Raw genomic sequence first — 12,061 nt, forward strand, 5'->3', positions numbered from 1 at the left:
AGCGCCTGTGGCTTAACCAGGGCAAACGCATCTAAATTTTGAACATAAATCTCCACTCTTTTGCCTACGTCCTGCGCTTTATGCGCAGGATCCATGCGATCTTAGTGCAGGCAAAGATCTGGATTCCGCACATAAAGTGCGGAACGTAGGCATCTTGGTCTTAGATAATACGTTTAGATGCGTTTACCCTGGAGGCTTAACCTAATTGGCCTAATCTGCTTTTACCCTGTAGTTGTCTGAAAATTGCTGACCCAACATTTTAGCCTTGATTACATCATCAGCACTTAAAGTTTTCTCCAATTCGCTCAAATTTTTAGAAGCTTTATCATAACCATGATTCGCAGCAGCGCTAAACCAGGCATAAGCAGTTATTGGATCAGTGGCTATCCCTATTCCATCCCTATAATAAATGCCCAACTGATTTTGTGCTTTGCCATATCCCTGTTCTGCAGCCTTTCGCATCCAAAAAACAGATTGATCCAGATTTTTACCAACACCATCACCATAGAAATACATATCGGCCAGATTAAATTGCGCATTGGCATTACCTAAATCAGCACTTTTTTGATACCAATAAGCTGCTTTCTGTAAATCGGTTTGCCCCAGCTTTCCGGCATCATACAAATACCCTAATTCCAATTGCGATTTAGCGTGATTTTGCTCAGCTGCTTTTTCAAAGTACTGAGCTGCTTTATTAAAATCTACGGCAACTCCATCACCCTGCTCGTACATTAACCCAAGATTGTACTGAGCACTGGCATTTCCCATATCGGCAGCTTTGGTATACCAGGCTATAGCCTGAGTCTTGTCTTTGGTTACTCCTGTTCCAGTATCGTAATCATAACCAATAGCCAAAGCAGCATTAGAATTTCCAAGCTCCGCTGCTTTTTTGTACCAAATCATTGCTGTTTCGGGGTTTTGAGGTACACCTGAACCGGTATCATACATATATCCCAAACCGTATTGCCCTTCAGGATTATTCTGATCTGCCGCTTTTTGATACCAGGTCAATGCTTTTTTAAAGCCTTCCGGGGTATTCATGTACCAGTAAAATCCAGCAAGCAATACTTGCGCATCAACATTGCCCTGATTTGCCGCAGCCAACAATAATTGTTCTGTTTTGTCAGGGTTATAGGCCACACCTTGAGCGTTATAATACATTTTACCCAGCAAATATTGCGCTTTCGCATCCCCTTTTTCCGCTTCAGGGCTGAGTAATATGAAGGCTTTTTCATAACGCTTTTGGTTATATGCCTCTTCACCTTCCTGTGTTGTAGCAAAAACGTAAGTATTCATTAAAGCAATTAAAGAAAAAGATAAGAGAGAACGTTTCATGTCCATGGTTTAACCTTATTTTCAGGAGCTATCCTGATAAAGTATATGACATAAAACAAACATTGCATTATTTGCAAAATCAGACTGATATTTTTACACCTCTTCTTGACGAAGAAATTTCATTTTTGAACATCAAATCATAAAAATAGCGACCGCTCATCATCAAAAATGCGGATAAAAAGACAGTTTGATTTTAATATATGCTTTTTTTGTATTACAATAAGACTAGATGGTTATAAATTTTATTTTTGCACAATCATCTGTGCGCCTCATTAAGCAACCACGATTAATAAAAACAGGGTCTGGAACACTGTTTAAAAATTGAATTAAACCTAATTCCAGGAATACATGCAGAGGTCAACATGATAACGTCTGAATCTACCAGAGAAGAAGTCCTGCAGGAGCTAGAAAACAATCCCCATGCCCTGGCGAATGCCAATAGTGATTTGAAACGAGACGCTGAATTTTGGCTTGCAGCAGTTCGTGTTAACGGAACAGTACTGCAATTTGCAGATGAGGTCATTCGAAGTAACAAAGATGTGGTTATTGCTGCCGTAAAACAAAACCCCACAGCCCGAGATTATGCAACAATCAGTCTCAAAAACCATGAAGACGTAGTTATTGCCTTTATGGAACACAATGGCAGAGCGCTGGAGCATGAGCTTGAAAGTTCCCGGACAAACAAAAATATTGTTCTTGCTGCAGTAAAACAGGATGCTTATGCAGTGCATTTTGCCGCACCTCAATTACTTGATGATGAAGAGATTATTCGTGCGGCAGTTGCAAATAATGGGCTTATGTTGTTTAAGGCATCTGCACGTTTACAACACAATGAAGAAATTCTTCTTGCAGCAACACTACAAAACGCAGATGCCATTAAATACGCCCCTGCTCGTTTGCTTAATAATCGGGAATTTGTTTTGAAGGCAGTAGCCCGAAATGGCCATGCCCTTAAACATCTGACACAATTCGCCAATGACCAGGCCGTCATCCTGGTCGCCCTGAATACAAACCCGGAAGCGATTCAATTAGCGAATAAGGATTTAGTCAACGACACCGATTTTTTACTTTCTGCTGTAAAGGTTAATCCTTTGATTTTACCCCTGATCAGAAATACTCCTTTATCAAAAGCCTATCTGACGTATAGAGAACGGGCATCAGAATTTGCTGAGCCAGCCAAAGGTGCCGCATTCAAGCTTCTTGAAAAAATTGCGGAGTACTGCATTCTAACGGATAAAACCGGATACTGGGTTTCGTTAAACGTGTTAGAAAAACTACTGAAGCCTGAAACAGACGAAGCTCAGCATACTAATTCCGTAATTTTCCTTTATGGGTTACTTTCCAATCCTGTAGAAGAAATTCGTACATTAGGTAACTTGATGAAGCCGCTAATCCTGCCCCAGATAGACCTTACCACCCTCAGTAAATACGGATTTCTCCTGGAGTTTGCGGGTGATGATTTAAAAAAAGACAAATCGGCTGTTATTGCAGCGGTATCACACTATGGCCTGGCTCTGCAATTCGCTGATGATGAGCTCAAAAAAAATCCTGATGTTTTACGTGCTGCGCTATCTCAAAATAGCTTGGCATTACAATATGCTGCTGAAGAATGTAAAAAGAATCCTGAAATTGTCCTTGCGGCATTATCCCAAAATGGTGAAGCAATAAAATTTGCGGATAAAGCACTTTTGCGTCATCCTGAATTTGCTCTGGCGGCAATGCAAAAAAACAATAAGGTCATGAGCTATATTAGTGACGAGCTGAATGATTTTTATCAAACGTATCGTGAGCTGATTAAAAATCCATCAACTCTATGGCGCAATAGCAAAAAAGAGTTTTTTGAGCAGCTGAATCAATTGGTTGCGAGTAATGTGTTAGATATTAAAACAATAGCCAAATCCCTGCATCTACTTGACAATGCTTTAGCAACGCAGCAATACAATCAGCTTTTTGCATCTATTCGAGGGTCATTAACAAACGCATCACCTGAAATAAAATCTCTGAATCATGCGCTCATCCGATTAATAGTTCCGCAAATTGATCTTGAAGCAATAAAAACACACCCTTGGCTTTTGGAATTCGCATCAGAACAATTCAAAGCCAATAAAGACAACATCCTTGCAGCAGTTCAACAGAACGGTTTAACCCTGCAATACGTACCTGATGAATTTAAAACAGACAGAGAAATTGTGCTTGCCGCTGTACAGCAAGATGGTTTGGCGATTAGATTTGCTCCTGATCACCTTAAAAAAGACAAAGAAATTGCTCTTGCAGCAGTTCAACAAAAAGGTGATGCGCTCTTACACACAGATAAAAACCTCCAGCCCTTTCTGGTATCTTACCTTCTGTTTTCTGCCAAAACAGAAGGTTTCACTGAACCAGCAAAAGGCCATGCGCAAAAACTTTTACAACAGGTTGAAGCATTTTACAAACTCGGTAAACCAAACATCAACCAGCTGAAACGAGTTTTGGATAAAACTTATGAGTTTTTGAACAGCCCAGCCAACAAGCAAATAACCAATAATTATGCCTCATTTGTTCAGGATTCGTTAAAAAGCACGTCACGAGAAATGCGCATATTAGGCATCCTGATGAATGCTCTTGCTGCTGTTGTATTAGGAGTTTCAGTTGTTTTGGCAGCCACTGCTGTCAGTGCCCTGCCGGCCATTGGAACTGGTTTGTTAGCAGCCGGATTGTTTGCCGCAGGATCAGCCACCTTGGCAAAAAATAAGAAAAATAAAAAAGAAGAAGAAAAACTAATCGAAAAATTTACAAATGAATCGCCAAAAAGTCCATAATTGACCATAAAACGCACCTATCACAGCCCGGAAGAGAGCTTAACGAGAAGCATCCCCTGATTTATCTGGTAGATACTTACAATATCGGTAGCCTGTATTAGACAAAGTCGTAATACAGGTTCTAAGCTTGCGATAGCCCCTTGAAATACTCTGAAAAATCCCTGTATTACGACTTTGTCTAATACAGGCTACAAGTGAACGGAACAAACCCTGTTGATTGGAGCCTTTAGGATTTTAACGGGAAGTGTTGAAACAGCTCTTAATTATGGTAAACAGACGAATACCTTAGGTGCATGGTGAAAAGCATGAGAGGTAATGGTATTCATTTCGGGTAGCCTTGATGCAGCGACAGCGTAATCAAGGTTTATCGATGCCGCATCATCACTTCACATTCTCTAAACCAACCCTTATTGTGTATTCATCATTACCCAAAAGCAGAAAAAATAACCAGAAATTGAGCTAAACCCATAGGCGCATCTGGAGCGCCATTCCTTGATTCCTCTATTGCTGACCGGTCTTTTACTACAAATGCCAAGAGAAGGCTCGTATGACACATGATAATCGTCAACCACAATCGACTAATGTTGTTTTTTTAACAAACTGATCTACAATAAAACTATATGATAAATTTAAAAATTAAAACAATTTTTATCAAATACAGCCACTCCTCATTTATTTGAGTTAAGAAGTTGATGAACTGATCTGAATCTCTGTTCTCAGCCTTTAATGTTCAACTATTTTACGGTAAGGTATGAATATGATAAACATGATATCAACCAAAGAAGAAGTCCTAAGGGCGTTAAAAGATAATCCCAGCTGTATTTTGCAAGCATATGAGCGCATAAAAAACGACCCTGATGTATTTCTTGCAGCACTAAAACTTGATGGACTATTGCTTCAACATGCCAGTCCAGAGATCAAAAAAAACGCAGACTGTGTCCTTGCAGCAGTCGAACAAAATGGTATGGCGTTGCAGTTTGCTGATGTCACATTAAAAGCAGACACAGCCATTGTTAATGCAGCAGTCAAACAAAATGGCATGGCGTTGCAGTTTGCTGATGACACATTAAAAGCAGACTCAATCATTGTTAACGCAGCGGTAGAACAAAATGGCATGGCGTTACAGTTTGCTGATGTCAGTTTAAAAGAAGACACAACCGTTGTTAACGCAGCAGTCAAACAAAATGGCATGGCGTTGCAGTTTGCTGATGTCAGATTAAAAGAAGACGCAACCATTGTTGACGCAGCGGTAAAACAAAATGGCATGGCGTTGCAGTTTGCTGATGCCATATTACAAGCAAACACAGCCATTGTTAAAGCAGCGGTAGAAAAAAATGGCATGGCACTAAAATATGCAAATCCACTTATAAAACGTGAAGAAGAAACTGTTCTGCTGGCAGTGCGACAAAATGGCATGGCACTCAGATACGCTGATCAATCACTCAAAAGAGATGAGGTAATTGTCCAGGCTGCAGTTGAGCAAAATGGCATGGCAATTCAGTTTGCTGATAGCAGTCTGAGGGGTAACGAGAAAATCATTCTTGCCGCAGTTCAGAAGAATGGACTAGCTCTGAAGTATGCGAGTGATGCGTTAAAAAAAGATAGGCGCATTGTCCTTGCTGCAGTACGAAACAATGGTTTAGCCCTGTATTATGCAAGTGATGAATTAAAAAAAGACCGTGACATTGTTCTTGCTGCAGTTAACCAAAACGGTTTAGCACTCAAGTATGCTCATGATAATTTAAGACAAAATGAAGAAGTTGTTCTCGCTGCCTTAACACAAAATGGTAAGGCATTTTCTTCTGTAATAGGAGATCTTCGTAAGCAAAAGAACATCAGACTTGCTGCAGTAACGCAAGACGGAATGCAATTAGTTAATGTATATCGTTGGAACAATAATAAAATGGATAGAGAAATTGTTCTCGCTGCAGTATTACAAAACGCTAACGTATTAGAAAAGTTATATGAAATTCCCGAAGAAATACGCAACGATCGTGATATTATTCTCGCCGCAGTGCGTCAAAATGGATTGTTACTTCGATTTGGGAATAAAAGCTTAAGAAAAGATGAAGAGATCGTTCGTGCTGCAGTGCAACAAAATGGGTTGGCACTTGGATATGCTGATGGAAGTTTACAAAAAAACAGAGACATTGTTCTTACGGCATTAAACCAGAATGGTAACGCATTTTGTTATGCAGACAAAGCATTTAGAAAAGACAAAGAAGTAGTACTTACTGCCCTGAAAACTAATCCTGATGCAATAATAAAATCAGATAAGTCTTTACAAAATAATCAGTTCATGCTTGAGGCGGCTATAGCCTATCCCAAAGTCATAGACCGGTATAGATGGCAAAATTTTTATAGGAAATTTCTGGAGTTAAAAGAAAGCGCCTCAACGTTCACTGAGCCCATGAAAGCTTCCGTAGAGGTATTTTTAGCGTACATTCAAGAGATTTACTCCGATGAGGATAAGAATTTAACAGCTAAAGCGCATGCAACATTGGAAGAGCTTATAATCGCATTGGGTGATGACATACAAGCTAAAAATAGATCAATCAACTTTTTAAAAGAATTATTAAGAAACCCATCGCCTGAACAACAGCGTTTAGGTCGTTTAATGCTGGCGGTATTAGTTCCTCAGGTAGATCGTGATGCGGTTCAAAAAAACGACTGGTTATTTGAATTTGCTGATGATCAGTTAAAAAAAGATACAGAAACTGTGCGTTCGGTTGTATCAATCAACGGATTAACACTACAATTTGCGGATGAGGAATGCAGAAAAAATCCCGAAATCGTTCTTGCAGCAGTGAACAACAATGGCTTAGCACTGCAATTTGCGGATGAAGAGTGCAGAAAAAATCCCCAAATCGTTCTCGCAGCAGTGAACAACAATGGCTTAGCACTGCAATTTGCAAATGATGAGTGCAAAAATAATCAGGAAATTGCCATTGCGGCATTAAAACAAAATTCAAATGCACGTCAGTTTGTCAATCAAGAACTTCTAAAGGATGTACAGTTTGCAATAGTAGCAGCAAAACAGAGAGTCTACCTCGACGCATTTGCGAATAAATATTCGTCAAGATTTCAGGAATGGTTTGATTTCCTGTCAATAACAGCAGAAAAATCTGACGAAACGCTTAAAGAACCCCTGCAACACATTCTGGAAAAGGTCAGAAGCATTGGAATAAAACAGACATTGACTTACCCAACACTCTATGATGCCGTAGCTTTTACCGAAATATTCCTTGATCTGTATTACTCAGATAAACCGCAAGAGAAATGGAAGAATTACAGTATTAACGTCAAAAGCATCAACGACTATCATTTAAAGCTTGTTGGGTTAATGATTCAGTTAGATAGAAATATAATTTACCACGAATCCTCTTTAGAAGAACGCAAAGAGCTTCATCAAATGATGCTGGCATTAATCACCCCCAAAATTGATCATGAAGCAATTAAAACAACAGGAAAACTGCTTCTGTTCGCATCCGATGAATTAAAATCAAACAGAGACGTTGTCCTCTCCGCAGTACAGCAAGATGGTTTGGCACTTGAATTTGCGCCAGACAACTTTAAAGAAGATAAAGACATTGCCCTTGATGCAGTGCAGAAAAATGGTCATGCGCTCGAGTTTGTGCCAATACCTTTAAAAAACGATTGGGATATAGTGCTTAGCGCTATCAGGCAAAATGATACTGTACGAATTACTCCAAAAGAAACAGAACGATTTTTCGATTCGTACCTTAAACTTAGTAACCTCATAAATGATGAGAACAGCCCCATAGAAGAAAAAGCAAAAGAACCTGTACGTGAAATTCTTAAAAAAGTTGAAGAATTCTATAAAGATGGGTCATTGAGCAAGAGTAGAATGCAGCAAGTCATGGATAAAAGCTATAACTTATTGACTAATCCTAAAAACAAGGAAATAACTGATGATTACGCCGAGTTTGTAAAAAGTGCTTTACACCACTCCTCGCCAAGCATGAAAGCATTAGGTATTTTAATGAATGTCCTTGGTGTCATTGTCTCGGGAGTTGCCATTGCCTTGGGAGTCACCGCTGCCGGTGCAGTACCTGCCGTTGGAGTTGGTTTGGCAGCAGTAGGATTTTTTGCCGCAGGAGCAACTGCCTTAGCCGTTGCAAAAGAGACAAAAGAAACCATTGAAAAATTTACAAAAGAATCTCCAAAAGGTCCATAATTGACCATAAACACACCTATCACAGCCCGGAGGAAAGCTCAAAAAGCCAAACCCCGGGCCAATCCCATAGTTGATTCCTGGTAGCCTTGATGCAGCGACAGCGTAATCAAGGTTTATTAATGTCGCACCGTCACTTCATATTCTCAAACCCAACCCGTGTTGTGTTTTCATTATTATCCAAGAACAGAAAAAATAACCGGAAATTGTGCTGAATCTATAGGCGCATCTGGAGCATCATTCCCCTATTGCTGACTGGTCTTTTACTACAAATACCAAGAGATCCGTATTCCGCAATACGACTTCCTGAGCCTCCTTCCAGACAAAATAAACCAGACGCTCCTGAGACACGCTTTTCTTAAATTTTTACACAAAAAATCCCTGGTTATCTTTTACTGGAAAATTGAGTCATTGTTTTCCACCCCCTTTTTGTGATATTATCCCACTAAATGTATTTATTATGAACACAAAGGCAGGATCATCCTGTTAAAATTGCCCTAAGTGCAGTTCAGACTATATTTTAAAGAGAAACGAATATGATTACTGCCAGTTCCACCAAAGAAGAACTTCTAAATTTAAGATTCTTTGAATACCACTCGATTCAATATGCTAACGATACTCTAAAAAATGATCCCGATGTTTTTTTGAAACCAGTAAAGTCCAGTGGATTGTTGCTTCGATTTGCTGGAGCAGATGTACGGGCTAACCGGGAAGTTGTTCTGGCTGCGGTTAGGCAAAACGGTTTGGCGTTGTACTATGCCTGCAATGAATTTAAAAAAGATAAAGACATCGTAATGGAAGCGGTACGCCAGAATGGTTGGGCGCTTAGATATGCTGATGAATCATTTCGAAAGACACCATCCGTTATTCGTGCTGCGTTGCGAACTAATGGGTTGGCCTTTTTTATTCTGGATAGCCCATACAATCGCCAAAAAGAGTTTATTCTTAAGGCAGTGCAGCAAAATGGTTATCTCATTCAGATGATTGATCCATCCATTGCAGATTACAAAGAAATTGCTCTTGCTGCAGTGGCTAGCCAAGGAAATGCTCTTAATGATGTTGCTCCTCCTTTTTGCCGGGATAGAGACATTGTTTTTGCTGCCGTTCAGAAAAACGGAATGGCGTTATTGCATGCTCCAGAGTCGTTTAAGAAAGACAGAGAAATAGTTCTTGCCGCTGTAAAACAAACAATCAAAGCACGTTATTATGCACATACGAGTTTTAGACCGTTCTTAAATTCATACCAGCGATACAAAAAATTCATGGGTATGTCCCAACATAAACTGAATGAAGATACCCTGACATATGCAGATAATCTAATGAAGCAAATCGAGACCTTTTTTGTTCAAGACAGCATCCCCCTTGCGGATCTAAAAAAAGTTTTGGATAAAACTCATACGTTTTTAAGTCAACCGACTCATGATGCAAGCATCAAAGATTATTCTGCTTTCGTACAATCCGCAATTAAAAGCAAATCCACTGGCATACAGTTGTTAGGTGTGCTGATGATGGCTCTCGCAATAGTCGCTGCAGGAGCGTCTATAGCTCTGGGATTAACAGGAGTAGGTGCTATTCCTGCTGTGAGCGTTGGTTTGGCAGCAGCGGGTTTATTTGCAACGGGAGCGGGTCTTGTGGCAAAACAATACATAGAAAATAAAGAACTCATCCAACACTTTGAACCCAAACTTTAATAAAAGTGATTGTTCTTTTCAGTCTTTCAACCACTAAAGTAGCCCGGGATACGGCTCTTTGAGCCTCCTCCCAGGCTACAATATAAGGATTGTTGCGATATTTTTTGTAGCATAGTGAAATCTTCTTTATTTGTAGGCTGTATTAGACAAAGTCGTAATACAGGAAGGTTTTTTCAGCTGGTAGCCTTGATGCAGCGTCAGCGAAATCAAGGAATTACTCGCCAAATTCACCCATAGGCTCAAACACCGAGTTAGCCCAACTCCAGGTTGTTTTTTTCCTGTTCTTAAATCACGAGTTGGATTAGAGAATAATTTAATGCACAGCCTATAAAAAACCTTGATTTCGCTGACGCTGCATCAAGGCTACCAGCTACCAGCTTTGTGCCTAAATCCTAGTATTAGTGGTTATTCTTTACAGTTTTTTAACCACTAAAGTAGTGCGGGATACGGCTCTTTGAGTCTCCTCCCAGGCTACAATATAAGGGTTTTTACAATAATCCATCTAGCGTAATGAATGCATCTATATTTGTAGCCTGTATTAAACGAAGTCGTAATACAGGAATTGAATGAGCAAAATACATAAACATTGATTGCGTTATCGCCATACTAAGGCTCTGACTATTGCAATAAGCTTAAAAATGACTTAAAATAAGTCAACATGATTATTTTATTACACTGCTTTTTACCAGGTTAACCGTTTTTACGGTAAACACTTAACTTTGTACATTGTGGTCATTTAATGCAGATAACCCGTTTTTAAAAAAGGAAACCTAATGATTACTAAAGATTCAACCAAAGAAGAAGTTCTTGAGGCTGTTAAAAAAGCTGGACACCTTTTAAAAGATGCCAGTGATACTCTAAAAAACGATCCTGATGTTGTTAAGGTAGCAGTACAAAATTACGGACATTCTCTTCTTTTTGCAGGTGACGATGTAAAAAATAACGAAGAGGTTGTTCTTGCAGCGGTTCAACAAGATGGTTATGCGCTCCAGTATGCGTCAGATGCCTTAAAGAATAATGATAAGATTGTTCTTGCAGCGGTTCAACAAGATGGTTTTGCGCTCCAGTATGCATCAGATGCCTTAAGGAATAATGAAAAGATTGTTCTTGCAGCGGTGCAACAAAATGGTGATGTGCTCGAGTTTGCTTCCGATACTTTAAAGAATAATGAAGAAGTTGTCCGAGCAGCAGTATCGCAATCTGGCGGAGCAATTACAGATGCTAGTAAGGAACTACGTGGTAATCGTGAGATTGTTCTTTTAGCAGCAGCATCTTTTGGCCCAGTTCTATCTTATACAACCAATCCTGCTTTAAGAAATGATATAGAAATTATTCATATTGCAATGAAAAATAAAGGATTTAGCGTTAGTTATGTGGGAAATGAATTAAAGGCTAATCCTGAGTTTATGCTTGAGATGGTAAATCATGATGGCTTAGCCATACAGCATGCTGCTGAATCAATTAAAAATAACGAAACTATTGCTCTTGCTGCGGTGAAACAAAATTATGAGGCCTTTCGACACATTAGCGACGACCTGAAAAACAATCGAGCTTTTGAGCTTGCAGCATTTAAGGTAAATCCTAAAGTCTGGACATTATTAAAAAACTTTGGGTTTATTAGACTGTATGATAATGTTCTTAAAAAAGCAGAACAGTTTGAAGGATCACCAAAGAATTCTGTAAACGAACTCATTCTACATGTTGAAAATTTATTTAAAGACAGTTCGGTTGACGTAAATATATTGAAACAAGTACTGTATTCACTTTCTCCTTTGCTCGGTGATAATGTTACTAATGATCAATTAAATATGTTTATTGAAAAGACTAAAAAACAACTTCACGATGGATCGCCTGAATTGCAATCATTAGGAGAAAAGATGAGTGCGCAACCCATTCCTGAAATCAATCGTGTAGCAATGGAATTATACAATGGGCTAAAGAAGTATGCTCCTGATAATCTTATGTTACGCACATGAGCTTGTAGTTTGAATAAAAAGCATTAGAATTCCGCCCTTAATTTTAGGGAGGGAATTAAATGGATA

5 protein-coding genes are annotated in these 12,061 nt (G+C 39.3%); 4 read left to right on the forward strand and 1 reads right to left on the reverse strand.

The features are described 5' to 3' along the window. Positions 1 to 210: 210 nt before the first annotated feature. Positions 211 to 1,335: an SEL1-like repeat protein gene (locus tag Lwor_RS01400; RefSeq protein ID WP_274519222.1), complete on the reverse strand. Its 1,125-nt coding sequence runs from the start codon at positions 1,333 to 1,335 to the stop codon at positions 211 to 213. Between the two features lie 362 nt (positions 1,336 to 1,697). Between Lwor_RS01400 and Lwor_RS01405 the strand changes: the two genes are divergently transcribed. The 4 genes from Lwor_RS01405 to Lwor_RS01420 all read left to right on the forward strand — a co-directional run bounded on the left by Lwor_RS01405 (position 1,698) and on the right by Lwor_RS01420 (position 11,995). Further along, a complete protein-coding gene (locus Lwor_RS01405) occupies positions 1,698 to 4,133 on the forward strand; it encodes a DUF4116 domain-containing protein (protein ID WP_058492068.1) in 2,436 nt (811 codons plus the stop codon). A 757-nt stretch (positions 4,134 to 4,890) separates the two neighbouring features. After that, positions 4,891 to 8,331: a DUF4116 domain-containing protein gene (locus Lwor_RS01410; protein WP_058492070.1), complete on the forward strand. Its 3,441-nt coding sequence runs from the start codon at positions 4,891 to 4,893 to the stop codon at positions 8,329 to 8,331. Between the two features lie 533 nt (positions 8,332 to 8,864). After that, a complete protein-coding gene (locus Lwor_RS01415; RefSeq protein WP_058492072.1) occupies positions 8,865 to 10,019 on the forward strand; it encodes a DUF4116 domain-containing protein in 1,155 nt (384 codons plus the stop codon). 773 nt (positions 10,020 to 10,792) lie between these two features. After that, on the forward strand, positions 10,793 to 11,995 hold the full coding sequence (locus tag Lwor_RS01420) for a DUF4116 domain-containing protein (RefSeq protein ID WP_058492074.1): 1,203 nt from the start codon (positions 10,793 to 10,795) through the stop codon (positions 11,993 to 11,995). The last annotated feature ends 66 nt before the right edge of the window (positions 11,996 to 12,061 follow it).

The organism is Legionella worsleiensis (assembly GCF_001467535.1).
GTDB classification, from domain to species: Bacteria; Pseudomonadota; Gammaproteobacteria; order Legionellales; family Legionellaceae; genus Legionella; species Legionella worsleiensis.